Genomic DNA, 26,267 nt, shown 5'->3' with positions numbered 1-26,267 from the left:
TTACATCAGCTCAGGCAATGATTAGATGCAGAAAGTCTAAAGGGCTGCCTATGCTCAAAATAAAAATGCCGTCCTGATAAAATCAAGACGGCAAAATGTTTTAGAGGGCTGGCTTATTTAGCGGCCAGGCTCTCTTTGATTTTGTTTTCAATTTCATCTGCCAACTCAGGATTGTCTTCCAATAATTGACGAACAGCATCGCGACCTTGTCCTAATTTGGTGTCGCCATAGCTAAACCAACTTCCGGATTTTTTCACGATTTCATGATCTACTCCGAGGTCGATGATTTCACCCACTTTGGAAATACCTTTTCCGTAAAGGATGTCGAACTCTGCCTGACGGAAAGGAGGTGCCACTTTGTTTTTTACCACTTTCACACGAGCGCGGTTTCCGGTTACCCCTTCCGAATCTTTGATTTGAGAGATACGACGGATATCCAAACGTACTGAAGAGTAGAATTTAAGGGCATTACCACCGGTAGTGGTTTCGGGGTTACCGAACATCACACCGATCTTTTCGCGCAATTGGTTAATGAAGATGCAGCAGCAATTGGTCTTGCTAATGGTACCGGTTAATTTACGCAGGGCTTGTGACATTAATCGGGCTTGAAGTCCCATTTTGCTGTCACCCATTTCACCTTCAATTTCGCTTTTAGGGGTTAAGGCGGCAACTGAGTCGATGATGATTAGATCAATGGCTCCGGAGCGGATAAGGTTATCTGCAATTTCTAAAGCTTGCTCACCATTATCGGGCTGGGAGATAATCAGTTCTTCGGTATCGATTCCTAAGTTTTCTGCATAGACCCGGTCAAAGGCATGCTCCGCATCAATAAAAGCAGCGATACCTCCTTGCTTTTGCACTTCGGCAATGGCATGTAAGGTAAGTGTGGTTTTACCTGAGCTTTCAGGACCGTAAATTTCTACAATCCTACCACGTGGATATCCGGAAACACCCAGGGCTAAATCTAAACCTAAAGAACCGGAAGGGATGGTGGCAATTTGTTCAATCGCGGCATCACCCATGCGCATCACTGCACCTTTACCGTATGTTTTATCTAATTTATCGAGGGTCAGTTTTAGGGCCTTTAATTTGGCGCTTTTATCATCGCTCATCTGCTCAGTATTAAAATCTATTCATAGCAAATATAGGGTGCTTAGGCCTTGGCTTGGCAATAAAAAAGGCCCACTTCTTCACAGAAGTGAGCCTTAAACGTTTTAAAACGGTTAGAAGCTGTTGAACTAGTCTTTCAGTTCTACAGTTTTACCGCTCTTTGCTTCCAACATCCCGCGTAAACGCTCGATTTCGGCGTCGGAACGCTTGCTGAGTTCACGCTGGAAAGAAGCGATGATATCTTCCAGTTCTTCTCCACTAAAATGAGAGAAGAATTGAACGGCGAAAGCATTTTTTAAACCACGTTCTCCGCGAACAGCAATTTGACTCTTCAGGTATTCGGCAACTTGTTTCGGTGTGTGTGCGGATTTTGGTACTCTAGACATGTTGTTGTGAGTTTTTAAACGTTTAATAAATCCTTTTAAAAAAAGGTAAATACAAAAGTAAATATTTTTGATTCGACCAACTATTAATCAATGTTCTTTAGTGACGGATGAATGATTTTTTATGCTTAGATGGGCTTGATAACTAATGCCTATTAATTATACCTGATTCTTGATTAACCCAAAACCTGAATATGCTCGTAAAAACATATAGCAGTGCCGTGCTCGGTGTGACTGCTACAACCATAACCGTAGAGACTCATACGGATCAAGGAGTTAATTTTTATTTAGTGGGTTTACCCGATTCGGCGGTAAAGGAAAGTCAACATAGAATTGTGGCAGCCTTGCGAAATAATGCTTTGAAATGGCCCGGATTTCGAATTACGGTAAACCTTGCTCCGGCTGATATTCGAAAGGAGGGTTCTGCTTATGACTTGCCCATTGCAATAGGGGTGCTGGCGGCCTCGCAGCAAAGGGATTTTCCTGATTTACAGCAGTATTTAATACTTGGAGAGCTGTCTCTTGATGGTGGTCTGGTGCCGGTGAAAGGAGTTTTGGCATCGGTATTACAAGCGCGAAAGGAAGGCTTTAAGTCCGTTATTTTACCGGAAGAAAATGCACGAGAAGCGGCAATGGTTTCGGGGATAAAAGTATTTGGAGCCGCCAATATTTTGCAAACAGTCGAGCATTTAAGTGGTGAAAAGCCTATGGAGGCTTTGCGAATAAATATTGAAGATGAGTTTCGGAAAAAGGCTATTGAACCCAGTTTTGATTTTTCGGAAGTTAAGGGTCAATCTAATGTGAAACGCGCATTGGAAATAGCCGCAGCTGGAGCCCATAATGTGCTCTTAATTGGTCCACCAGGAGCAGGTAAAACCATGTTAGCCAAGAGGATGTCTGGAATTTTGCCTCCCATGAGTATGCAGGAAGCTCTGGAAACTACCAAGATACACTCCGTGGCCGGACGATTGGAGAAGGGGCAAAGTTTGGTGGCAGAGCGGCCTTATCGCAGTCCACATCATTCTATTTCTGATGTCGCTCTGGTAGGCGGCGGAGGATACCCGCAGCCGGGTGAGATCAGCTTGGCTCATAATGGGATTCTCTTCTTGGATGAATTGCCCGAATTTAAAAGAACAGTATTGGAGGTAATGCGGCAACCCATGGAAGATCGTAAAGTAACCATTTCCCGAGCTCGTTTTAGTGTTGACTTCCCGGCCTCTTTTATGTTGGTAGCTTCAATGAATCCCTGCCCCTGTGGCTATTTTAATCATCCCAGCAAAGATTGCGTATGTGCGCCGGGGGCGGTACAGAAATACCTCAATCGAATATCAGGGCCCCTTTTGGATCGAATTGACCTCCATGTAGAGGTAAGTCCCGTATCCTTTGACGAAATTGCAAAGACCGAAATGGCGGAAAGCAGTGAAGCCATACGTGAAAGAGTAGTAAAGGCTCGGGAACTCCAAAATCATCGCTTTGAAAAAAGCCAAGGAATTTATGCCAATGCACAAATGCACAGTCGGCAATTAAGAGAAGTATGTGCCTTGGACAAAAGCAGTCGGGATTTATTGAAATTGGCCATTGAAAGACTAAACCTTAGCGGTCGGGCTTATGATCGCATTTTAAAGGTGGCACGCACCATTGCGGATTTGGAAGGTTCCTCATCGATTAAAGCCGACCATGTAGCGGAGGCGGTACAGTATCGGAGCTTGGATCGGGAGGCTTGGGTGTCATAAGATGCAGCTCACTTTAAAAGGGAAATACCGCTACGGAACTATTTGGTATTGTACTCAGCGGTATATTAGATTTCCGTTTCTAAGAACTAACAAGGAATTAAAGATTCTTAAGGTGAAATTTGAGCTTAGTGAATATTATTCTGCTTATAGTAGATTAACAAAGTTTAAGGAGGTCCTTGAGGGCATTCTACTGATCTTCATATTTCCATTTTTCTATGTACGCCATCTTTTTGCTAAAATCAAAGGCTCCAATGAGGCTATGGGATCGGAACTAAATACTTGGAAGTCTTATGCTGTGTGCGGCTCTTACTCACTTGAATCAAGGGTTTTAAAGAATGAGGAGGTGGAAGCTTTATTGGAAGGGAATCAACTAGATCACCCGGATTGGCTAGATTGGGATGATCCTTTTAGGGATGTAATGAAGTTTAGAGCTTTTCCTGAGATACCGGCTCTTTCGGAGGCGCACTTTGATGAAGTGGATTTGAAAACGGAACAAGGGATTTACCTTATACGTTTCAACCCTAAAAGTGAGGGGATGACCTTATGCTTCTTAGCTAATGATGAGGCGCGTTTAATAGAGGTTACGAATTTGAGAAGCTTGACTTGGGTCCTGTCTGAATTGAAGCCCGGTTTGGTGCAAGCTGATGGCTATGCTAATAAGGGTGTTTATCAAGTTTTAATTAAGGAGGTTGAGTAGTCAATAGACTTTGATTCAAGTGTTTATGTTTTTTAAAGATCTTCATTTATGAAGCTTGCTAGCTTATATTATTTATTAAACAAAAGGGCCTGAAAACTTAATTCCAGGCCCTTTTGCTTTTTGATGGGTTTAAAAGGTTTTCTTTTAGTGCTTCAAAACTCTAAAACTAACCTGATCTTGAGCACTGCTCACTTGAACGATATACAGTCCTGATGGTCCTTCCAAATTCAGTTCAATTTTGGTTTCAGAATGAAAGTGGTTTTCGGAAATCAATGTTCCCGCGCTATTGAAAATCTTAACTTGAAGATCTTGTGGATCGGCATTTGAAACGATGTTAATTTTTCCGGAGCTTGGATTAGGGAAGCACTGAATGCTACTAGCCAGGGCGATTTCTTCCTGTCCGATGGTAAATACATTCGGACGATAAGTAAATAGGGTTGCGCGCATCACTGCCGCTTGATCGACCGTAAAGGAGTTTAGGCAGGCATCTGCGCTGTAGTCCATGAAGTTTTCAATCATATCTGGTAAATCGGCACCGCCAATGCTGTCCACACAGGAATTTCTTTGCTTGTTGCAGCTAAACTGATTGGAATTGTTCGAAAGCGGGGTGTCATCGATATAGTCATCGGCGGAACAGCCACCATCTCCCCAAATATGACGCAATCCAAGGTAGTGGCCCACCTCATGACTTACCAGGTCTCCTTCGTCTAGAGTGCTGTTTAAATTGGCATAGGCAGCAGGGTAATCGATTGGGTTATTAGGCCCGATTGCAACATAGTGCATCAATACGCCGTCACTGTATTGGAGGGTGTCGAAACCCGTACCTGCAAAATTGGGATGATTACCGGGTGGCTGAGCTAAGCCTAAGAAAACCAACTCTTCAAAATTGTTGAATTGCGGTTCGAAAATGCGCAGGTCACCAACCCAGATATTAAGATAGCGCTCGGTGTCCCAGGCGCTGGCTCCACCCAGACTGTCTTCGGTGATCCGAAATAAATTATAGAATAAGCTATCGGCTACCCATTGCTGAATTTGCGCGGATTGATTAGGGCCATAGGGTAAGATACCACCAAAATGCTCCACATTGGTGCTGGTTCGGGCAATGCCATTAGTAGGATTGCCATCCGGGTCTTGGCTCGCTAAAACGAATTGAATATTGGGATTTCCAACATAAGGTTGGAATTCGGGACGCAGGGAACTGGTGTCCGCATTTTGGCGACTGTAATTGTCATTTAAAACTCGGATTTGATTTTGGAAAACCGAGTCCGGTAAATTTTCATCCCCATTATTATAGACAACATGAAATACGACCGGGATGGTTAAGGTAGCGGTAGTACTGGTCTTGGACTTGTGCTCAAGATTCTCAATAATATTTTGCAGAGCCTTATTGGAGGCATCCAGATAGCCAGGTTTTTTTTGGTCCTGATCCACCATTAGGAAGTGCGAGCCACATTGAGGGCCAATGGCTCCTTCCGCTTCGGCTTGATGACCGTGATGTAGCTGATTGCTAATTAAACCTTGGGCGCTCATGCTGAAGGTACCGAATGTAAATAAAAGGAGTAGGGCTTTTTTCATAGGGAGTAATTTGATCAGAGTTTTAATACTAATGCTAAGTGGTAAGATTTGTTTTGACATTGGAATATCTAAATAAACCTATTTAAGCGTCCACAAGATATCATCATTCATGCCAAATAGCAGCATAGGTCAGGCTGAAAAGCCAAAACAGCAATTGTATCCAGAAGCGTTTTGCCGATAATTAGAGCGGAGAATATAGCGGACGAGGAAATTAAGAGGCTTGGAAAAGGATTAGGAAATGTGCCGTTTAAGCTTGCCATTCCGAGTAGGAATTTGCTGTCTCATACAGTCTTAGCTTGTGAAGCTTAATCCTTTTTGGAAGATTTAATTCCAGTAAATGGACAAAGTGCAAAACCAGATTTTCGCAGGTGGGCTGAAAGTTTAATACTTCAATTCGTTCAAAGGGTAAATTAAGTAAGTCTTGCGCATTGGCAGCCTTTTGGTATACCACTAATGCATGATCAAACTTGCTAAGAATATGCTGATTAACGATTTCCTTGAGTTCACCAAAATCTAGGATCATCCCGTCATTTGCGGCGTCAGGATCATCGATAACTTTTCCACTTAAGCTAATATGCAGTTTATAAGAATGACCATGTAGGTTTTTGCAAAGACCGTGATGGTTGCTAAGTACATGCGCCATTTCGAAAGTGAAAATCCGACTAATGCTTAAGTGGCCCGAGCGGGCTAAGGTTTTCATGATTTAGGCTTCACTAAGTTCGGGATTGGATATAAATGTGGAGTCTGTAAGAGTATTGAGGAAAGCTTCCAGGGCTTCTATTTCTTCCGTAGTAAAATGAAGTTTCGCAGACCCATTTGACTTAATCATTACCGGATCTAAGCTGGGGCTCTGTTTTACACCATTACTATAATGTTCCAATACTTGCTTCAGGTCATTGAAGCGACCATCATGCATAAAGCTGCTCCTTAAACCAATATTGCGAAGATTTGCCGTGCGCATATGTCCCAGATGACTGGAATCGCCGGAGCTATGGAAATAGCCTTGATTTGCCGGGATTTCATAAGTGCTGTCCAGTCCAATATTATGCACTCTGTTATCGGTAAATAGCGGAGGAATATGGCAGTGGTAACAGCTTCCTCTTTCGCCGGTAAATATAGCATGCCCCTTGACTTCTAATTCGGTGAAAGTAGCCTCGCCACTCATTACTTGGTCGTATTTACTATTGGCAGAAATTAAGGTGCGTACAAATTGGGCCAGAGCCTTGGCAAGGTCTTCAGCTGTAATGGTTGAGGAATTATAGGCTTCCTCGAAAAGCTCGGGATATTCTGGGTGACTGTTAAATTTGGAAACATTGGTATTAAAAAACTCAGTCACCTCAAAGTACATAAGCTCCTCCAGGCTTCCACTCTTGCTACCGTCCCACATATATCGGTTTTTCCAAGCAAGATTTGCATGGTGTAGTACAGGCATTACGTTTTGACTGGATTTGGTAAAGCCTTGTGCTTGAATGTGGCAGCTGGCACAGGCGCGGCCATCATTACTCAGAGTAGAGTCGTAATACAGTTTGCGCCCTAGGGCAATGCGCTCCATATAGGGCTGGTTATCTTCAGGGATTTCAAGCCTGGGAAAACTGTTTGGGAGCTCAATAATATAGGGCTTGAGCCTGGTTGTCTGGTTACTTTCTTTTTGGCAACTCAGGGCCATGCTCAATAACATAACTAGGAGAATGCTTACAAGAATAGAGGCGGGCAGGGTTTTTTGTGAGGTTTGAAAGAGTCTCATGATTGGAGCTATTTAGAAGTCCTGCAGTTTAGCCTTAAAGACATGTTGGCCGTTTAATACCAAATTATTCATTTGCCCCTGGTTACCCATGGTGTACCCGTTTTCCTTGCTGAGGTCAAATAAATAGGGATTTTCGAACCATTCGTGGGTATCCATGGTCATAATGATGTAGGTACTCTGAGCTTCCTGCACATCCAGCGGAAGCTTAAAACCATGGATGATCAGATTTTCGTTAGCCCCAACATGAAAGGCGAAAGTGCCGAATTCATCTCCATCTCGCCAATGACCTTCAAACTTCATAAAGTGATATCCTCCACCCAAATTGAGGGGCCAGTACATATCATAGTCATCATTGCTGATTTCAAATCCTCCATGGTAGTTGTATTCGGGAACAATACCAAAGGCGAAGGATAAAGAATCATAGCTACCGACAGGAACCTGCTCAAAAGCGGCTTGTAAGCAATCCTGGTATTTGGCATTGATGGAAATGGGAGGAGTCTTGGTTTGCCAGATTTTTCGGCCGTTTTTATAGAGACTAAGTCCGCTAATGAAGTATTTTAAATAGGAGACCCGGTATTCATTTCCGGCTGCATTTGGGTAATACTCTTTACCAATTAAAAGGGAGTCTGTGCCCGCAAAATGTCGAAAGTCAATTGAAATCCTGCCCTGAGGTTCCGAAGGGGCTGTTTCATCTTTACTGCAGGAAAACACAAAACCACAGAGTAGGAAGAAAGTTAAAAACTGTCGCATATGCCCATTGCGCTTAATTACCCAAACTAAAGTAGAATGCCTGGCTGAGCAGGGAAATGATATTTATCACTATGAAGGCGTTCATGATCTTAAATAATGGATTAGGCTTCATTACTTTCTAGCTTAAAATTTAAGGGACAGGCTAAGAATCAGATTCCGGCCCATACTTGGGAAGGCCCCCCAGTTTAGATGATCGCGGTAATATTGATTGAATAGATTATTGGCATTAAGACTAAATGTAGCCTGGTATTTTTCCATATCCAGCTGGTACTCTATTCCGGCATCCCAGAGCATATATGCCGGTGTATAGCGATCGCCATAGGCTGTATTGAAATGCTTTTGTTCTGCTGCCATCCGGCTTTGGCTTAATAAGCGGAAATTTTTATAGCGGTAGTTTAGGGCTACTAGAGCTTGTAGTGGTGGAATTAGGGGTAGATCGAAATCGGGATGAAAGCCTCGTAAATAGTCTAATTTGATCCGGCTGCCTAGCTTTTTGTTAAATGCGTATTCCCCTGCCAGTTCCATGCCCCAGAAAGTGGCATGGCCCAGGTTTTGATATTCTCGAAGTCCTTTGGCTCCGAAGGTCATCGCATCATAGTTCGTGTTTATACCAAAGATGTAATTGCGATAGAATTGGCTAAATAGGCTTGTGCTAAATTGTAATTTTTCCGAGCGATAGCTTTGACCAATTTCCAAGCTTAAAAGTTGTTCGGCCTCCAAATCTGGATTCCCCAAATAATCATAGTTATCGTGTGCATTAAATAGGTAAAAGCCATAAAGCTCTGAAGTGGTAGGACCGCGGGATCCGATGCTTATTGCACTGTTTAGGCTGATTTTTGGATTGAGTTGATGACGGAATGCCGTTTTGATTTGAGCCAGTAAAAAGTTTCTGGGGGATTTTAAGGTGTAGCCCATCCCGGTCCATTGGTCTTTGCCGATTTCAGACAGGATTGAGGAGCTTTCATGATCAAATCGGATGGTGCTCTGCACACTGTTTTTAGCAAAATGCCAATGATCACTTATTCCCAATGCCATACCATTAAGGCGCCCATCAGGCCAACTAAGCATAAACATGGCGGATTCATTGCTGTTGCTGGGGAACATTGTCATCTCAGCCCTTCTGAAATTGCTGTAATACTCCGTAAACAGGTTGATGCGATGTGCTCCCGTCTTCCAATTCATGGCTTCCAAACTTATACCGGAGGTGCGGCTCCATCCGGGCATATCCATATGCATAAATACCTCCTCTCGCTGTGTGTCATCCATTTCATGGTAGATGTCATTATGGTATAGTTTCAATTCGAAATTGGCAAAGGGCCCCAGAGGGTGATAGCTGTGATAGCTGAGTCCGCCAATAAATGCTCTGGCCAGGCCAACATCCATCGGAAGGGCTGGATATCCTACATTGGTGGCCAGGTCAAAAATGAAATCCAATTTTAAAAACTGTTTTGGAGATAGGCGGTAAACTGAATTCAGGGCCCAGTTTTGCTTTTCGTTTTGTGAGTACAATACTTCCTGTCCGCGACCGTCTCGATAATTGGCATTTTTTAACCAGGTGCCATTCAGTCGCCAAGCCAATTTTTCGGAATTACTCTCCACAAAAAAAGCAGAATTCAGACCATGAGTATTCGTCTGAAATTGCTGGCTAAAGCCAAAACGCCAGATCTTGGACTTATCGAAGCTCGCTTCTTTGGTTTTAAGATTAATGCTGCCGGCCAAGCCATTAGAACTGCATTGGCTTTCGCAGGATGAGGCTAGCTCAGCAGAACTTAAATTGTTAGCAACAATATAGGAGGTAGATGGGTCCATGCGATCTGTACAGGCATGGTAAACTCGCATGCCATTGAGTTTCACCTGAATTCGACCATCGGCCTGACCTCGGTATATCAGTTCTTGCGCAAAGCTGCCTCGCGAAATAAGATTTACCCCTTTGAGTTGTTTGAGTTGAAGTTCCAACTGATGATTATCGGCCGTTTTTTTAAGGGCGTCCTTATTTTCCCAATTATCCAAAACCAGAACTTCATCCAAGCTCAGGTGCTTAAGATCGATGGTTTGGGTATCTGATTGGCCTCGGGAAAGACTGGCTAGCAGAATAAAAAAGCCTGTGCAAATCCATTTCATGGTTTAGACTTTTGGATGGACTTAGGGCGCTGATAATTGCTCGGCGCCCTAAGCCAAATCCGGTTTAGGAATCACATGTTTACTTAAAAGCTGATGTCGAAAGCGGCATCTTCATTCAGCGTTTGGCCATTGGCATCTTTTATTTTCAGGTGCAACTTCCAGTATCCGCTCATGGTAAAATTTACCTTGCCCCTATAAAGACCTTTGGCAATCGATATGGGATCTTCGTTGTTGGGAGATCCATGTCCCATGGAGGGCATTTCCGGTTCTACTTCGATACTGAAATCGCTCACAGGCGGAAATGACATCATGCTTTCCTTTTCGTAGACCATCAGCTCCAGAGTGTTCAAACCAATTTCCGGACTGCTGGGCTCTTTTAGGGCAATGAAAATGGCACTTAGGCTATCCGCAGCAGAAATAAAGCTGATCACTTTGGCTTTGGCCTTAGCTTTCACTTCAAGATTAAAGCTGAGGGTGTCGATATTTCCATTGTGATTGACAATCAGGCCAAAGGTCCAGCTGGCCATAGTACTGCTGGGCATAATAAAGGTGGCACTACCTTGATAAGCTTCAAGCTCTGCACTGTAAACAGGGTTGTCGAAAGGGCAGCTATGTTTGGTGGTGCCCATATCCATGAGGGGGAGAAATGATAGGGAAGCGTTTTCAATTCTTTGTTGACTGCCGCTTTCAAATAGTTCCACCGCCACGCGATTGTAACCCACAAAAGCATCTTCAGCAAAGTAGAGTTTCACATCGGCGAAAGCTGTGGACTTTTCACCATAATAAACGTAATTCTGTAAAGGACTGTCGGGACTTGTTTGCCCTTTGTTATCCGGCTCTTTTTTGCAGGAAATAGACAGCAGGGCCAGGCCTAAGGCAAAAGCCCTAGTACCCCACTTTTTTGAGATATTCATCTTGATTTCTTTAAAGTTTAAAACAATAGTTGAAGGAGAGAAATGCTTTAAGCTTTGGGAGGATGGTCTATCTCTGTTAAAGAGGGGGACTGAATTTTTGACTTTAAAAAGTACGCAGGCCTTTCATCCGTAGGAAGACTAACTCCTAAGTTCAATTCGCTTAGAGAATCCTGACTAAACAGTAAAAGTTCGGGCAAGAGTCTGGGAGGGCTGCTGGGCTCCGAATCCTCATGCAGTTGCAATTGCTTAGCGAAATAGCATTTCCCTTCGCAATGAAGTTCTGGTCTATCAGCGTTTTCGCAAAGCACGGTAGAGTAATACTGATAATTAAGCTCATACACAGCAGTGATAACACTGTTGTAAAGCTGCGAGAACAACAGGCTAAACCCTAAAATGCTATGTGCTAAAAAAGCTTTCATTAGTTCAAATGTAGTGGGGCTTGGAGCCTCAAAGGATGAGAAATATCAGGAAGTAGAAAAATAAAGGACATTTTTATCTTAAATAGGGATGCTTTTTCATTTTGTGGCCTTGTCATTGACTATCATCGAGACTTAAGCTTTCTTATCAGTTTGATTCCAGATGGTAGGAGGTGTTTTTACGCAGGTTTTTGAGATAGGAAAAAGCGAGGATCAACCAAATCGAAACAAAGCCAGCATAGATATAAAAGGTGAGGATCGGCCAGGATTGAAATCCCGGTGTGAGTTTTAAGGAAGGCGCGATCAAGGCAATTTCGCTAAGAATAAACAGTAGCCAATAGGCAATCATCCATTTATTGAAGGCCGGGATGCGCTTTTTTAGCATCTCCCAAATAAAAGGCGTGTAAATCCCCAGGAAGATAAAGTGCAGATAGGCAATAAGTAGGAAGCGATTGAATTGGATTTGCTCTGCAATAAGTGGAGTGGAGCCCAGGATTTGAAAGATCCATTTAAAGAAAAGGAGGAAGAGGATGAGCTTAAGATGATTACTGATCCTTTTTCGGAAAACAGCTTTAATAAAGCGGATACCCGCATAAAGTTGTGCGGTTGATCCCAGTGCAGCCAACAGGTAAATCCAAGATTGATCGAAGGAATACTCGAGGTTTAAGGCATAGCTAAAGATGCTGCCCCAAAGCATGGGTAAATAGAAATGTTGAAACCCTTTTCCATCGCTAAACAACTTCAATTTATGCACGATAATAGCCAGAAGGAAAAAGAAAAAACTACCATTATAAAGGAAGTGCAGGTAAAAATAAATCGCCTGATCATACCAGGGCGAACTTTGCATTTCATTGGCCATTAAAGGACCTAAACAATAAGGGCCTAGAGAGGAGAGGTAAAACAAGACTATGCCGGTGCGGAGAAGCTTAGCGGAAGGTCCTCGGTTTTTTAAGGCTCGAAATAGTCGGTAAAAGAGCACATAGCTTAGCCAGAGATGTAAGGTGGAAAAGGAAATGGAAATAGCAGCATATCCCTGAAAGGGAAAAGAACAAAGCATGCCCACCACACTTAGGGCTAATCCATAAAATAGAATCTTAGTGCTTTGCGATAGCTTAATTTCCCATTGTTGGTAAATGATCAAAATTAAAGCCCCCAGGAGCCAGGCCAACAGCATTGCATGGGAATGCGCATGCAGCATAAAGCGGAAGTTAAATGCCTGAGGCCATACAAAATAAGAACGCAGTAGAAGGCCAATCAAGGCAGCAATTATGCCCAGATACACCGTTAGGGACCATGATCTTATTTTGAACTTCAAGTCTGGCAAGCGTTAAATTATTTGAGGGTATAATACCGGTTTCTAAAGGCAAGGTAGGCATTCGAATTTGCCATCCACATCCTAAATCGGGGCTAAAAATCTTTGAGCTGCGCTTTTCGAAGGAGCAGCCATGAGGGGAAACCGATCCACAGCAAATAGGCAAATCCGATAATCACTGTACCTTGAAGAGTGCCAAAAAACTTTTCAAATATGGCTCCGGTATAACCCATCAAGGCACTGTAATCTAATTGAAAGATGAGTAAAACCCGACCCATATCTACCGGGTTGGCCAGGGTAAGTCCCAGAGCCATTTGTTCCACCGGATAGGCTTCGAAGGCAACCAGGATTACTAAGAACAAGCCATCATAGATTACCGCCAGGAATAGCCAAATGAATAAGCCAATGCCAAAGCCTTTTAGGCGATTTTCATGTTTGAGGACCAGAAAACTGGCCAGGATGCAAAAGATAATGGTCAGAATTACTGAGATGCCAATTAGCATGAGCCATTGAGCCTGAAATATTTGCTGCGGATCAAAAAAGAGTAGTGGTATCAGTAAGCCCAAAACCACACAAATGCTAAGTGCGGCACTCAGCCCCAGGATGTATCCACCAAAGATGCTTTTACGGGAGATGGGTTGCGCCAGGAGGATTTCCACATAATCCCGTACCTGGTACATATACATCATGCCGTAAATCATACTGATGAGCGGCACCAAGAGGATAATTACATTCATTAAACTTACCACTACCTTACTGCTATCACCACTTAGGTAAAGCAATCCGCCGCTGCTAAGTATAAAAAACAGTCCATAGGCCAGGGTCCACCGACTGCGGATCAAATCGAGAAAACAATATTTAAATACCTTATTCATGATCAAGATGCTTTTTGCAGGCTGAGCAATTGAGCAATGGCCTGTTCCGTGTTTTCCGTTTGAGTTTGGCTGAGAAGTTCTTCTTGAGAACCGCGGTAATACACTTTACCCTCGAGGATAAAAACTATTTCATCGGCCAATTCTTGAACGATGTCCATGATATGCGTGGTAAGGAGGATGGTTTTCCCCGCTTCTTTTTCTTTTCGAATCCAGTTTTTGAGATTGATCAAAGCAATGGGATCCAGTCCGATAGTAGGCTCATCCAGAATAATAGTGTGGGTGTCATACATTAAGGCACTCACCAGATTTACTTTTTGGCGCATACCTCCGGATAAGGTTCTCAATTTTTTGTCCTTAAAATCATTGAGACCAAAAACTACACTGAGCTCTTCTTTACGACTGCCTTGTCCCCGGATGTTTTCGATGAAACTTAGGAATTCACTCACGCTGAGGTTTTCGGGGAAGCGCGCAATTTGGGGGAGATAAGCAATGGAATTTCGATATTCATTCCCCTTCTTTAAACGGCCATCAATCCAAATTTCTCCGGCGGAGGGAAAAACCATCCCCATCAGGCTTTTTATTAAAGTGGTTTTCCCGGATCCATTGGGTCCCAGGATGGCAAAAATTCCGGGCTGGTCGAATTTTAAATTGATACCCGATAGTACCGCTTGGCGACCAAAGCTTTTTTCTATGTCTTTAAATTCTATCATGGTTGTTGTGGGTTTAAGAGAGGAGAATTAGCTAGAGCATGGGCTTCATTAAAGGTTCTTCGTCGACCAGATTAGTGGGGGTAACGGCCGGTGCTACTTTCTCCGCAAAATTGAGTACTTCGATAAAGGAGCTTTTAAGTAGGATGATGCTTTCGTCGATCCTCGAAACCAGGTAGCTAAACAGATTAACCGGGCGATGTGGGACATCTCCTAAGCCATCTCTGTTAAGGTCGTATCCTTCATAGCTATCCCAGTAATTATTAAAATAGCGATTATGGTCTTTCTTCGCATCGGTGGCGATGTCGAAGCTATTGGATACAAAGTTGTTGAAGGAAATTTCGTTATCCATGGAACTGCCCCGCATGCGGATGGCCCAGCCATTGGCTTTAAAATGATTGGCTTCAAAAGCAATGCGGCTACTTCCTTCACTAAAGATGCCGGTGGTGTTTTTCTCGAAGGTGTTGCCTTTAATCTGACTATCGTAAATTTCTTTTAAGAGCAGTCCGTAGGAAGCCCGGCCCCAGTTTTCCAGAAAATGATTGCCGGTCATTTTAATATGATCACTAAACATTACGGCTACTCCTGCTCCATTTTTGCTGAAGGTATTATTGTGGTAGATGTCATTATTGCTGAACATAAAATGCAGGCCATAACGGAGGTTATCACGGCTTAAATTTTGGTCGATCACCGAATTATCCGTGAATTCGAGATAAATACCATCCCGATGATGTTCTACCTGATTAGCGCTGATCTGTACACTATCGCAATGCCAGAGGTGAATGGCATTAGCGGAGGAATGTTCTTCCTTGGCATTACCGTAAATCTGATTGCCGGCGATTTTTCCATTTTGAGATTTGGTGCAGAAAATGCCAAAAAAGCAATCTTTAATATGATTGTCGCGGAGCTCAAAGTGCTGGGCATAATCCACCCAGATGGCGGCTAAATCTTTGGTGTAGCTCTTGGGAACATTGAGTAGGGTAAAACCACTGATGCTAACAGAGTCAGCGCGTACTTCAAAGATTCCGGCTTTTTCGGGGGCATAAAGCCTCACTTCACCGCAAGCAATGAGATGCACCGCTTTTTTTAGCACAAGTGTGTGGCTAAGCTTGTAATCTCCAGGATTAACACAAATGGTATCCTGAGGATTGGCCATTTCAATAGCTTGATAAAGGGAAGTGACCGCCCGAGAGGGACCCACTTCCCACTCTTTGGCCATGGCGGTCACGCCCCAAACCATCACTATGACTATAACAACCAAATATCTGTTCATAGCGCTGGTAATGTGCTGAATTCGGCCAGCAGTTCCGGATAGCTGTAAAGGCTACCTCCTTCTTGTGCTTGTAAGGCTTTGGCCTCCTCTTCATTGGCCACAGCAGTAAGGTACATTCCCATTGGGCTGGGGAGATTTTTACTTCTTAAAAACCAGGCCCCTTGAGCGGGAATCAAATGCCGGGGCTTTTGGTAATCACTTACTAATTCCATAGCCCATTTTTCGCTGTGCTCCGACTTGTAATGGAGTAGGCATTCGAGGGCATCAAAGCTGTAGCTCTTCCCTTTTGTGCTTACTAATTGAGCGGCATATCTTTCGTCTACGATACTCATCCGACAATAGTCACAAGCTTCTTTTCCGTACTCGATGGCCTTGGCTTCGGGTTTACAGCCCCATAAGAAACTGATGGCGGCAAAAAGAACAAAGTATTTCATGATGTGGTGGGTTTTAGACTCGCTCATCCTGCGAGTATTAAATTATTGGGCTTCGCCCTCTAGGATTGAGTTTTTAGTTTGTTTAATTTGATGCGAATCCAACTTGCAAGGATCGAAAGTATTAAGGCAATGCCCATGAAAATACCTCCGGTTGCGGGATAGGAAATAGCATTGAAGTTCAGTAGCATTTTAGATCCAAAAAGTGGAGGTTGATAACTCTGACCTGGAACCTTAATCGGTGCGGTAGGGCTTAGATTATGGCCATAATCGTATTCCCATAAGTAGAAATCATAAATTCCCAGAATGGCCAAAATCAAAAAGACAGAGGCCCAGCTGAGATAGAATTTTGAACGGTTTATGATACCGGCCAGGAATCCCATCAGGCCTAAGCCGCCAACCACCCAAGGGAAGTAGCTTAACTCTGGAATGCTATTGGGTTCAATCATTTTCATCCCTACATAGTGATTCAGAATATTGATGTTTTGCAGGGTTCCCGGACTAGTGCCGGTTATTTGATGAATCCAGATGTACATGGTAACTCCATCAGGATATTGCGGTGCTATTAAGGTGATTCTCCAAAGTGGGAAGAAGAATAACATCAATAAACAGGCAGTAGCAATGAAGGCTAATATTCGTGGGGCGCTTTTCATGGCTTAAATTTTCGATTCGAAAAAAGGAGGGGGCCTTTCAATGGCTCTACTGTAAGGGTCAATGGAATAGGATTAGCCCCCTCATTAGTTCAAGCGTAGATTTTAATCTCCGGTACTAGCCAGGATAGCCGGAGCATTGCCTTTGGCAGATACTCTGAGGTAGCCTTGCATTTCCTGGTGCAAAGCGGAGCAAAAGTCGGTGCAATAGAAGGGGAATACCCCTGGTTTTAAAGGTTCCCAAAGCAGGGTTTCAGTTTGCCCGGGCATAATCAGTAATTCGGCATTTTGTGCACCCAAAACTGAGAATCCATGGGGAACATCCCAGTCTTGCTCCAAATTGGTTACGTGGAAGTAGACCTTGTCGCCAACTTCAATACCTTCGATATTATCGGGCGCAAAATGGCTGCGAATAGTGGTCATATACACATGCACTTCATTGCCATTTTTCTCCACTCGAGCATCCGCTTCACTTTTGGTAACATGGGGGTGCTCATTTTCTTCCAGTGGATAAATCTTCTTACTTCGATTCATCACAATATCAGCGGCAATGGCTTGAGCATAGTGCGGTTCACCAATTGTGGGGAAGTCGAGAATGAGCTCCATCTTATCACCAGAGATATCATACAGTTGAGCGGAGTGCGCCAATTCGGGGCCAGTAGGTAAATAGCGATCTTTGGTAATCTTGTTTAAGGCTACCATATACTTACCCCAAGGTTCTTTACTATCCCCACCTGGGATCATCAAGTGACCTACAGAATAATAAGTTGGTACACGGTCTAATACTTCCCAGGTACCTAATTTCCATTTTACCACTTCACTACTGATAAAGAAGGTGGTATAGGCATTGCCTTCGCCATCAAACTCAGTATGCAAGGGCCCTAAGCCTCCGCTTTCAACGGTACCGGCAACCACATCTTCGAAGTTTAGTACTGGAATTCCATAGGCTTCGTCGGCAAAAGATTTGTTTTCTATAGCTTGAATCATTTTGTCGAAACTGTGCACGGTTAAATTGGCATTCAGTTTACCATTACCGATAATATAGGATCCGGTAGGGTCTACATCAACTCCGTGTGGAGATTTAGGGGTAGGTAAGAAATACACCACTCCAGGGCATTCGGTGGGGTCGAGAACACGAACTTTTTTCCGGGTGATGCTTTCGGCCAGGTGTTTCTTTTCGTCGTAGCGATTGATAAGGTACTCAGAATCCATCTCTTTGTATTTACCCTGTTCGATGTATTCTTTGGCCTTTTTCCAATTAATAGCTGCGATGTAATCCTTGTCATTTTGAGAGGCATTTACCTCCTTAAGGGTATGAGACTCTTCGGTATTATAGGTAGTAAAGAACATCCAACCATGGGATTTTCCTTTACCTCCGTGGGCAAGATCATAATCAAAACCGGGCATTAAAACCTGGAAGTCAACATCCATGTGACCATGTTCAGGATCTACAGAAATAAAGGATAAGGAACCTTTAAATTTCCCTTTATAATCTGCGATGCTCATATCAGTCTGAGGAATGGGCACACTAAAGCGGGTACCGGCCACTACATATTCACTGTTTTCGGTAGTGAAGGGAGAACTATGGTTACCCCCGGCATTGGGCAATTCGATAATTTCAGCAGTTTCAAAGGTGCTGAGGTCGATTCGGGCAACCCTTGGGGTGTTATTACCATTAATAAAGAGGTATTTGCCATCAGGCTTACCATTGGTCTGCGAAAGCTCCGGGTGGTGGGCATCGTCCCAGGGAATAAATCCATGGCTGGTTTCTAAGAGCGGTTTGGTTTCTTCATTAAAACCATAGCCTTTTTCACCATCTACAGAAAATACGGGTACTACCTTTAAAAGACGACCGGAGGGTAAGCCATAAACACTTACCTGACCGCTGAATCCGCCAGACATAAAAGCGTAGAATTCATCGTATTCGCCTGGAGCCACATATACTTTTTCGGCTGCCGAGGATTTGTTAATAGCTCCTTTGTTTTCGCTGGACTTCTTTGCTTTGGTATCGGTGCAAGCTGCGGCTAGGAGTAAAGCCGCAATGAGCATGGTCCAAATTGGTTTAAAGGATTTCATAGTCACTTGATTTGTTAGAATTAGAGGGTTCTGAAAAATTCCAGAATTTTTCGGGCGTCTTCTTCACTGATGTTTTGATCAGCCATGATGGCGCCATTAGCTTCGGCCAGGACTTGTTTAGCTACTGGGTCCTTTTGGATCATTTCATTTGGATTCATGATCATATTCATGATCCATTCGGGAGTTCGGCGCTCCAAAATGTCTTTGGGTGCAGGTCCGATGTATTTTTTGTCGGTTTTGTGGCAAGCCGTGCAGTTTTGCTCAAAGATGGCTTTCCCTTCAGCAGCCATGCTATCATCAATAGCATCATTCAGAACCACATTACTTATTGGGCCAATACCTTTGCTGGACATAGGGTCTATTGCTTCCGTTTTGGCTTTTGTTTGTGGGGCTTCCGTACTTTTTGAATCGTGGGTGCTGGTCGTATTTTGAGTTTCGTTACTTCTACCACATGAAGCGAGGGCTAGTAGTAGAACTCCGCTCAGGATGACTTTTAAGTGTCTCATTTGAGTTTAGATTGTTAGAAATATGGAGCTAAAGTATTAGGGCATGAAAGCCCAAAAAATGATTTATATCATAAAAAAGGACAAATTTATCCGAAATAGCCTTTTGACCTTTTTGAAATGGTTTTTTCGACAAGCCTTATTTTGCTTTAGCAGGATTTAAGACTGACAAATATGTGGGTCAGTTTTAATGTGTAAACAGATGTAAATAAGGTGAATAGATTCATGTTGATAAAGAAAAGGGGCTGGGGTTGGAGGACTAAATGAGCATTAAATACCAGTGCTTTTTAAGCTTGAAAAATAAAAGACCTATTTATCCTTATTTAAAATAATCCTTATATTTGGCGGGAATCTGAGACTATGTTTTCTAAGGCATGTGAGTACGGTATAAAGGCTATGATTTACATCGCGCAGCAGGATGCTGGTCAGCGGGTAGGTTTGAAACAAATCGCCCAGGCCACCGATTCTCCGGAAGCTTTTACCGCTAAAATTTTGCAAATGTTGGCCCGTAATGGGGTACTGGTTTCTTTTAAGGGGCCAAGCGGTGGTTTTAGTTTACCTAAAGATGCTGGGAGTGTGCATTTGAATCAAATTGTGAGTGCCATTGATGGCGATGAGATCTTTACTGGATGTGGTTTAGGTCTTGCGCAATGTGATGGAAATAAGCCCTGTCCGGTACATTTTAAATTTGCTTCGGTGCGAGATGGTCTTTCGCATATGCTGCACAGTACAAGCCTTAAGGAATTGGCAGATGGCTTGGATTCTGGAAAGGTGTTTTTAAAGCAGTAGTATTTTTTTAATTAAATAAAAGACAAAAATGTCCGAAATAGAAAAAGAGTTCAAAATGGAAAATCGTGCCATTGGTGAAGTGGTAGCGGAAGACTATCGTACGGCCACAGTTTTTAAATCTTACAACATTGATTTTTGTTGCCAGGGAGGGAGAAGTATTGCGGAGGCCTGTGAGAAGAAAGGGGTAAGCATCTGGGAATTATTAAAGGATTTGGAAAAGGCCCAATCCGAGGGCCTGGATCCTGCTGTTGATTTCAAAACCTGGCCTTTGGATGTTTTGGTGAACTATATTGAGCAAAGACATCATAAGTATGTGGAGAAGCGCAGTATTGAGATTAAGCCTTTTCTGGATAAACTATGTAGGGTGCATGGAGAAAGACATCCAGAGCTATTAGAGATTAACGGGCTGTTTAGTACCGCGATATCGGCTTTAAGCCAGCACATGAAGAAGGAAGAACTTGTGCTGTTTCCCTACGTTCGAAAAATGGTGAAAAGTGAAATGAGCGGTGAGCCCATAAAAATGGCTTCTTTTGGTGAAGTGCATAATCCTATTGGGATGATGGTATATGAGCACGATGCGGAAGGAGAGCGCTTTCGCGAAATATCCAGACTATCTAATAATTATCAATGTCCACCGGATGGATGTAATACCTACCAGGTCACATTTGCACTCTTGAAGGAGTTTGAAGATGATTTACATCTTCATATCCATTTGGAAAATAATATTCTTTTTCCGGCTGCGAAACCATTGGAAGGTAGGCTTAAATCTCAGGGCTTAATTGAGGCCTAATAAAGCATGGACCTGCTCTGTTTGGAAGTTGATAAATAGTCTTAAGGTACAGTTTGTTAGTGTTTTAGCCTTGGGGATAAGTTGCGGGGATTTTTCTAGTCAGCTCCCGGATATTAAAGCTTAGGATGCTACCTTTAATTTATCTGAAGAATACGGGTGAATCCATGTATTTGCCTATCCCCTTTTTTTGGGGGGATTGTTTCTAAATTAAGCAGGCCAAGGCTTTGAGGTCTGCTCATATTTTTTCCAGGTAAATAGGCAAATGCCTACCGCTGCAGCATCGAGTGCCCAAAGTGTTTTTCAGAACCCAGTTTCATACTGTATCTACTCACATATATTCTGAATCTAAAGCTTGCACTATGAGTTCTGTACCAACGGAAGACTTAATACAAAACGAACCATTTACCTATGAAGAAGCCTTAAAATCTGCAATTGAATATTTTAAGGGCGATGAACTGGCCGCCGGAGTTTGGCTGAATAAATATGCCCTCAAAGACTCTCAAGGGAATATCTACGAAAGGAGCCCTGCAGATATGCATCAGCGTATGGCAAGTGAGATCAGCCGCGTTGAAAGCAAGTATGCGAATCCCTTAAGTAAGGAAGATGTTTTTGAGGTTTTAGATCGCTTTCAATACATCGTGCCGCAAGGTGGACCGATGACCGGGATTGGTAATCAGTATCAAATTGCCTCCCTTTCCAACTGTTTCGTGATTGGTAATGATGGGCGTGGGGATTCCTACGGTTCTATTATGAAGGTAGATGAGGAGCAAGTGCAACTGATGAAACGTCGCGGCGGCGTGGGGCACGATTTATCCCACATCCGCCCTAAGGGCTCACCGGTAAAAAACTCCGCATTAAGTTCTACAGGTATTGTTCCTTTTATGGAACGCTACAGTAATTCTACTCGTGAGGTAGCGCAAGATGGTCGTCGTGGTGCCTTGATGTTAAGCATCTCGGTAGATCATCCGGATTCCGAATCCTTTATTGATGCCAAATTAGATGGTACCAAGGTGACCGGAGCCAATGTTTCAGTTCGAATTAGCGATGCTTTTATGAAGGCCGCCTTGAATGGTGAGCAGTATAAACAAACCTTTCCGCTAAACTCTTCCAATCCATCCGTAATTAGAGAGGTGGATGCTGCAGCTTTGTGGAAGAAGATCGTTCACAATGCCTGGGCCTCAGCAGAACCCGGTATTTTGTTTTGGGATACGGTAATCCGTGAATCGGTTCCAGACTCCTATGCCGACTTTGGTTTTAGAACCGTGTCTACTAACCCTTGTGGTGAAATTCCACTCTGCCCTTATGATTCGTGCCGACTGCTGGCGATTAATCTATTGTCTTATGTAGATAATCCCTTTAGTGAGGCAGCGACATTTAATTTTGAAAAGTTTAAAAAGCACATTCGCATCGCCCATCGGATTGCGGATGATATTATCGACCTGGAATTAGAGAAAATCGATGCCATTTTGGCCAAGGTGAACTCAGATCCAGAGAGTGATGAAACCAAGAGAACCGAAGTTTTACTTTGGGAAAAGATTCGCGAGAAAGCCATTCAAGGACGGAGAACCGGAATTGGTATCACCGCTGAAGGGGATATGTTAGCTGCATTGGGCCTTCGTTATGGTTCGGAAGAGTCCATTGACTTTTCGGAAGAGGTACACAAATTCCTAGCTTTGGAAACCTATCGGGGCTCTGTAGAATTAGCTAAGGAAAGAGGTGCTTTCCCCATTTATGACGCTAAACTTGAAAGTAAGAATCCGTTTATCAGTCGTCTAGGTGAAGCTGATCCTGATCTGATCAAGGAAATGAAGATTTACGGTCGTAGGAATATTGCCTTACTGACCATCGCCCCCACTGGTACCACCAGTTTAATGACCCAAACCACATCCGGAATCGAACCCGTGTTTATGGTATTCTATAAGCGGAGGAAGAAGATTAATCCGAATGACACCAATACCCGCACGGATTTCGTGGATGATTTAGGCGATCACTGGCAAGAGTTTAATGTATTCCATCACCAATTTGCAGCCTGGCTTAAGCAAAACGGCCACGATCTGACTGAGGTGGAAAATATGAAGGAAGAGCAATTAAATGAATTGGTTGCTCAATCACCCTATGCTGGATCTACCGCCAGAGATGTAGACTGGCCCAGTAAAGTGCGCTTGCAAGGAAAGGTTCAAAAATGGGTGGATCACTCTATTAGCGTAACAGTAAATATTCCAGAGGATACTTCCGAAGAAATGGTGGGCGATATTTATCGTATCGCTTGGGAAAGTGGATGTAAAGGCATTACCGTGTACCGTGAAGGTAGTCGTTCTGGAGTTCTGGTTTCATCCACAGAGAAAAAGAAAGAACAGAACTTTATCGCCGAGCGCAAAGCTCCCGAACGTCCTCATTCTTTGGATGCCCGCATTGTGCGTTTCAATAATAATGAAGAGCGTTGGATTGCGGTGATTGGCTTGCTCAATGATCATCCCTACGAAATCTTTACCGGTAGAACAGAGGACTCCTTCCACTTACCGCATTGGTGTAAATCAGGTTTTGTGCTTAAGAATAAAGATGAGCAAGGCAAAAGCCGCTATGATTTCCAATACAAAGACCGTGATGGATATCGCATTACCATCGAAGGCTTGTCGCGATCCTTTAACCCTGAATATTGGAATTATGCCAAACTCATTAGTGGGGTATTGCGCCATGGAATGCCGCTCTTAGATGTAATTCACATGGTAGGTAATCTGCATTTGGATGATGAGTTCTTAAACACCTGGAAGAACGGGGTGATTCGGGCTTTGAAGATGTTTGTGCCTGATGGAACCCGTGCATTGGATAGTACCTGCAGTGAATGTGGTGAGGACTCCTTAGTTTATGAGGAAGGTTGCTTGAATTGCAAGAATTGCGGGCATAGTAAGTGCGGCTAGAGATCTAAGAAGCTTACCTTCTTCCTAAAAAGTATCAAATAGAAAAATCCACTCTGAAAGAATCAGAGTGGATTTCCTGCTTAACAATCCCGATGAAAGGATTAAGTGTCTTTTAGCGGTGTAAACCTTTGGAGCGTAAATAGTTCAAGAGCAATTGCGGACGATCGGTTTGAATCATGTCGATATCATTCTCAATGAACCAATCATATACACTGGGGTCCATAGCGGCTTGCTCATCATCATGACCGCCATTGTGATGAGGCCAAAGTGAGTTCACCCAAACGCCGGCGCCTTGAGCACGAATTTCAGCGAAGTTTTTTATGAAGGCAATCGTGTCTTGAGGAGCGGTGAACTCAAAAGCAACCGGTAAATGATGCTGTAAATAGTCTTCCACCTTGGCTTTATGGCCAGGCTCGAATAAACGAACTATGGGCATGAAATAAACCTTGTCCAGATATTCACCGAATTCAGCTTCTACTTCCTGTCGACTGATATTCCCTTTAATGACTACCTGCTTTTGGGTGCCGGTTTTTTCCAGCAGGGCATAGCACTTATCAAAAATACTGTAGCTCTTATCCAGGTTTAAAAGGATCTTATCCTTGCTCAGCTCCAAGGCTTGTTCCAGAGTTGGGATTTTATGTGGAGTGGCTACCCCTAATCCATCTTTTAGAAAAAGTCCTTGCAAGCTGTCTAAGGTCCAATCCGAAACTTTACCCTTTCCGGTAGTGGTACGATCGATAGTTTGATCGTGCATCAAAACCAAATGGCCATCTTTGGTTTCGCGTACATCAATTTCTACCATATCCACGCCCATGTCGATACAGTTTTGAATTGCCTGTAAGGAGTTTTCAGGGGCATTACGCCAGTCGCCACGATGGGCTACTACTATGATTTCCTTGTTTTTAGAATCTTCTAAATTGGCAATAAGCTCATCAATAGTTTGATGCTGATCAGCTACGTTCTCAACTTTAGCCTGGCTTTCATTGGCAGTAGCCTCGGTTTTTGGTGCTTCCTGGCAGGCGGCCAATAGCAGAGCTGCTCCCAGAAGGATGGTGTTTTTCTTCATCATTTAGATTTATAAAAGGGAAGCAGCCGAAGCTGCTCCCCAATAGGGTTTAGTAACCAGGATTTTGAGCTAAAGAAGGGTCAGTTGCAATCTGACTGGCAGGCAATGGCATCAGCAATTTGTTGGCATCGCTAATTCCCAATACACTCATGGCGCGACCTTGACGTAAAAGGTCGAACCAACGGTGACCTTCCCAAACCAATTCTTTACGACGTTGTAAATCGATTTCAGCAAAAAGATCGGCTTTGGCAGTGCTGCCACTGTAATCGGCTAAGCCCGCACGATTACGGATTTCATCCAGGTAGTCTACGGCATCTGGGGTATTTCCCAGTTCGTTTTCTACTTCTGCCAGCATGAGGAGTACATCCGCATAGCGCAGTACCACCCAGTCACTTTCAGCATCTCCCACCACCGTGTTAGGTACCGCGATTTTCTTGCTGTAGGCAATCCCAGAAGAAAGGGTGTCGATATACACTCCTTTGCGCAAATCATTGCTTTCGTATAAAGCGTAGAAATCGGGTTTTAAAACGCCATGACCTTTGGTTCCAGTCATCGCACCTTCTACTCGGCCAGTAGGGTTGAACATGCGATAGGCATCCGAGCCTTCGCTATTGGAGTTAATACCTGAAGCGAATTGCACCGCGAAAATGATTTCGGGATTTAATTCATTATCAGCCGAAAAAACCTGATTTAAGCTTTCCAAATCATGTGCTCCGGAGTTCACTACTTCTAAGAATTGTGTACGCGCAGCACTGTAATTGCCTTCGGTTAACTCTACCTTTCCTAATAATGCTTGAGCGGCGGTTTTTACGGCGCGGGCTTTATTCGACTCAGTACGAGCGGGAAGCAAGGTGATGGCTTCTGTAAGGTCGGCTTTAATTTGGCTGTAAACCTCTGCAACAGGCGCGCGGTTTTGACCGAAATAATCCTGGGGATTACGAACCTCTTCTACCACTAAGGGTACAGGGCCAAAAGTCCGCACCAAATTGAAGTAATGCAAAGCACGGATAAAGAGCATTTCACCAATTCGCGATTCGCGGGTTTGGGCATCCTCATAAGCAATGCTTTGGATGCGATCCAAAACGATATTAGCGCGTTGGATGCCAATATAGCTGTCTTCCCAAACATTGGCAATTAAGCTACTCTGAGCGATCACATTGTATTGGTCCAACATTCCATATACACCACCATCGTTGGCCGGGGTTTCATCATAAGCATCTTCACCGGGTAATTCGCCAATGGCAGGCATGGCAGTGTTAAATACGCCGGTGTATTGTAAGGCCGCATAAGCAGCGTTTACAGCTTCTTCCATTTCAGCTTCGGTGCTGTAAAAATTATCAGCCACCTTTACCGAATTTGGGTTTTGTAAAAGCTCCTTTTCGCAAGCAAGAAGGGCTAGAAAAACGGGGAGAATAAGCAATACTTTTTTCATGT

24 protein-coding genes are annotated in these 26,267 nt (G+C 43.6%); 5 read left to right on the top strand and 19 right to left on the bottom strand.

Translation table 11 applies throughout. The annotated features are described in order from the left end of the window. Positions 1 to 113 precede the first annotated feature (113 nt). Entirely contained in the window at positions 114 to 1,112 is a 999-nt protein-coding gene (gene recA, locus H4K34_RS05330) for a recombinase RecA (RefSeq protein WP_210759789.1), read from the bottom strand. Between the two features lie 126 nt (positions 1,113 to 1,238). Next, the gene (locus tag H4K34_RS05325) at positions 1,239 to 1,496 is read right to left on the bottom strand and encodes a hypothetical protein (RefSeq protein WP_210759788.1); all 258 of its coding nucleotides are present in this window, start codon (positions 1,494 to 1,496) and stop codon (positions 1,239 to 1,241) included. 191 nt (positions 1,497 to 1,687) lie between these two features. Here H4K34_RS05325 and H4K34_RS05320 point away from each other — a divergent pair, with 191 nt between their 5' ends. Both H4K34_RS05320 and H4K34_RS05315 read left to right on the top strand, forming a co-directional pair. After that, complete coding sequence (locus H4K34_RS05320) at positions 1,688 to 3,226, top strand: YifB family Mg chelatase-like AAA ATPase (protein WP_210759787.1); 1,539 nt, start codon at positions 1,688 to 1,690, stop codon at positions 3,224 to 3,226. 112 nt (positions 3,227 to 3,338) lie between these two features. After that, positions 3,339 to 3,923, top strand: coding sequence for a hypothetical protein (locus H4K34_RS05315; RefSeq protein WP_210759786.1), 585 nt, complete (start codon positions 3,339 to 3,341; stop codon positions 3,921 to 3,923). Between the two features lie 144 nt (positions 3,924 to 4,067). Here H4K34_RS05315 and H4K34_RS05310 read toward each other — a convergent pair whose 3' ends face one another. The 15 genes from H4K34_RS05310 to H4K34_RS05240 all read right to left on the bottom strand — a co-directional run bounded on the left by H4K34_RS05310 (position 4,068) and on the right by H4K34_RS05240 (position 19,273). Next, on the bottom strand, positions 4,068 to 5,498 hold the full coding sequence (locus H4K34_RS05310; RefSeq protein WP_210759785.1) for a zinc-dependent metalloprotease: 1,431 nt from the start codon (positions 5,496 to 5,498) through the stop codon (positions 4,068 to 4,070). Between the two features lie 247 nt (positions 5,499 to 5,745). After that, positions 5,746 to 6,198 carry a 6-pyruvoyl trahydropterin synthase family protein gene (locus tag H4K34_RS05305; RefSeq protein WP_210759784.1) on the bottom strand — a complete coding sequence of 151 codons (453 nt, stop codon included), beginning with the start codon at positions 6,196 to 6,198 and terminating at the stop codon, positions 5,746 to 5,748. Between the two features lie 3 nt (positions 6,199 to 6,201). After that, positions 6,202 to 7,050: a cytochrome-c peroxidase gene (locus H4K34_RS05300; RefSeq protein ID WP_210759783.1), complete on the bottom strand. Its 849-nt coding sequence runs from the start codon at positions 7,048 to 7,050 to the stop codon at positions 6,202 to 6,204. A gap of 204 nt (positions 7,051 to 7,254) precedes the next feature. Further along, positions 7,255 to 7,992, bottom strand: a complete 738-nt coding sequence (locus H4K34_RS05295) for an MbnP family protein (protein WP_210759782.1) — start codon at positions 7,990 to 7,992, stop codon at positions 7,255 to 7,257. Positions 7,993 to 8,115: 123 nt separating this feature from the next. Then, on the bottom strand, positions 8,116 to 10,113 hold the full coding sequence (locus H4K34_RS05290; RefSeq protein ID WP_210759781.1) for a TonB-dependent receptor: 1,998 nt from the start codon (positions 10,111 to 10,113) through the stop codon (positions 8,116 to 8,118). A gap of 83 nt (positions 10,114 to 10,196) precedes the next feature. Continuing rightward, the gene (locus tag H4K34_RS05285) at positions 10,197 to 11,027 is read right to left on the bottom strand and encodes a FixH family protein (RefSeq protein ID WP_210759780.1); all 831 of its coding nucleotides are present in this window, start codon (positions 11,025 to 11,027) and stop codon (positions 10,197 to 10,199) included. A gap of 47 nt (positions 11,028 to 11,074) precedes the next feature. Further along, on the bottom strand, positions 11,075 to 11,446 hold the full coding sequence (locus H4K34_RS05280; protein WP_210759779.1) for a hypothetical protein: 372 nt from the start codon (positions 11,444 to 11,446) through the stop codon (positions 11,075 to 11,077). 145 nt (positions 11,447 to 11,591) lie between these two features. Continuing rightward, positions 11,592 to 12,758 (bottom strand): hypothetical protein, encoded by a 1,167-nt coding sequence (locus H4K34_RS05275; RefSeq protein ID WP_210759778.1) that lies wholly within the window; start codon positions 12,756 to 12,758, stop codon positions 11,592 to 11,594. Positions 12,759 to 12,850: 92 nt separating this feature from the next. After that, positions 12,851 to 13,630, bottom strand: a complete 780-nt coding sequence (locus H4K34_RS05270) for an ABC transporter permease (protein ID WP_210759777.1) — start codon at positions 13,628 to 13,630, stop codon at positions 12,851 to 12,853. 2 nt (positions 13,631 to 13,632) lie between these two features. After that, positions 13,633 to 14,340, bottom strand: a complete 708-nt coding sequence (locus H4K34_RS05265; protein WP_210759776.1) for an ABC transporter ATP-binding protein — start codon at positions 14,338 to 14,340, stop codon at positions 13,633 to 13,635. 31 nt (positions 14,341 to 14,371) lie between these two features. Continuing rightward, positions 14,372 to 15,610 (bottom strand): nitrous oxide reductase family maturation protein NosD, encoded by a 1,239-nt coding sequence (nosD, locus tag H4K34_RS05260; RefSeq protein ID WP_210759775.1) that lies wholly within the window; start codon positions 15,608 to 15,610, stop codon positions 14,372 to 14,374. Beyond that, complete coding sequence (locus H4K34_RS05255; RefSeq protein WP_210759774.1) at positions 15,607 to 16,071, bottom strand: nitrous oxide reductase accessory protein NosL; 465 nt, start codon at positions 16,069 to 16,071, stop codon at positions 15,607 to 15,609. Before H4K34_RS05255 ends, nosD begins: the two co-directional genes overlap by 4 nt. Before the next feature lie 32 nt (positions 16,072 to 16,103). Next, positions 16,104 to 16,694: a hypothetical protein gene (locus H4K34_RS05250; RefSeq protein ID WP_210759773.1), complete on the bottom strand. Its 591-nt coding sequence runs from the start codon at positions 16,692 to 16,694 to the stop codon at positions 16,104 to 16,106. Positions 16,695 to 16,796: 102 nt separating this feature from the next. Beyond that, positions 16,797 to 18,767, bottom strand: a complete 1,971-nt coding sequence (gene nosZ, locus H4K34_RS05245) for a Sec-dependent nitrous-oxide reductase (protein ID WP_210759772.1) — start codon at positions 18,765 to 18,767, stop codon at positions 16,797 to 16,799. 20 nt (positions 18,768 to 18,787) lie between these two features. Then, positions 18,788 to 19,273: a cytochrome c gene (locus H4K34_RS05240; protein WP_210759771.1), complete on the bottom strand. Its 486-nt coding sequence runs from the start codon at positions 19,271 to 19,273 to the stop codon at positions 18,788 to 18,790. Between the two features lie 357 nt (positions 19,274 to 19,630). Between H4K34_RS05240 and H4K34_RS05235 the strand changes: the two genes are divergently transcribed. The 3 genes from H4K34_RS05235 (at position 19,631) to H4K34_RS05225 (ending at position 23,767) form a co-directional block, all read left to right on the top strand. Beyond that, on the top strand, positions 19,631 to 20,059 hold the full coding sequence (locus tag H4K34_RS05235; RefSeq protein ID WP_210759770.1) for an RrF2 family transcriptional regulator: 429 nt from the start codon (positions 19,631 to 19,633) through the stop codon (positions 20,057 to 20,059). A 55-nt stretch (positions 20,060 to 20,114) separates the two neighbouring features. Beyond that, a complete protein-coding gene (ric, locus tag H4K34_RS05230; protein WP_210760541.1) occupies positions 20,115 to 20,849 on the top strand; it encodes an iron-sulfur cluster repair di-iron protein in 735 nt (244 codons plus the stop codon). Between the two features lie 359 nt (positions 20,850 to 21,208). After that, a complete protein-coding gene (locus tag H4K34_RS05225; protein ID WP_210759769.1) occupies positions 21,209 to 23,767 on the top strand; it encodes an adenosylcobalamin-dependent ribonucleoside-diphosphate reductase in 2,559 nt (852 codons plus the stop codon). A gap of 112 nt (positions 23,768 to 23,879) precedes the next feature. Here the strand turns inward: H4K34_RS05225 and H4K34_RS05220 are convergent, their stop codons facing one another. Both H4K34_RS05220 and H4K34_RS05215 read right to left on the bottom strand, forming a co-directional pair. Beyond that, positions 23,880 to 24,836 (bottom strand): glycerophosphodiester phosphodiesterase family protein, encoded by a 957-nt coding sequence (locus H4K34_RS05220; protein WP_210759768.1) that lies wholly within the window; start codon positions 24,834 to 24,836, stop codon positions 23,880 to 23,882. 46 nt (positions 24,837 to 24,882) lie between these two features. Next, positions 24,883 to 26,265: a RagB/SusD family nutrient uptake outer membrane protein gene (locus H4K34_RS05215; protein WP_210759767.1), complete on the bottom strand. Its 1,383-nt coding sequence runs from the start codon at positions 26,263 to 26,265 to the stop codon at positions 24,883 to 24,885. Between the last annotated feature and the right edge of the window lie 2 nt (positions 26,266 to 26,267).

The organism is Croceimicrobium hydrocarbonivorans, from assembly GCF_014524565.1.
Taxonomy (GTDB): domain Bacteria; phylum Bacteroidota; class Bacteroidia; order Flavobacteriales; family Schleiferiaceae; genus Croceimicrobium; species Croceimicrobium hydrocarbonivorans.
Note: the sequence above shows the minus strand (reverse complement) of the source record. Positions and strands in the feature narration are given on the sequence as shown.